Origin of the sequence: Flavobacterium solisilvae, assembly GCF_012911605.1 — a bacterium.
In the GTDB taxonomy this organism is placed as follows: domain Bacteria; phylum Bacteroidota; class Bacteroidia; order Flavobacteriales; family Flavobacteriaceae; genus Flavobacterium; species Flavobacterium solisilvae.
Map to the genome: position 1 here is coordinate 1 of NZ_JAAMPT010000013.1, position 223 is coordinate 223.

The 223-nt window shown below is 39.0% G+C and carries 1 protein-coding gene; it reads left to right on the top strand.

All coding sequences use genetic code 11. The features are described 5' to 3' along the window. On the top strand, positions 1-223 hold a 223-nt coding region (locus G6042_RS00065; RefSeq protein WP_169522290.1), incomplete at both ends, for a hypothetical protein.

Here is a 223-nt window from a genome sequence, read left to right on the forward strand (position 1 = left end):
CCAACAGTAGATATTGTTGGCACCAATAATGTGTACCAAATCTGTGAATCCGATCCAACAGGTAACGACAACACCGAAGTATTTGATTTAACGAGCCAAATTCCAGATTTATTAGAAGGCAATCAAACCACGCCAGTATCAACCTACAGCGTAGCGTTTTATGAGGATGCAACCTTAACAACATTGATTACAAATCCATCGGTATACACTAATTTGACTAACC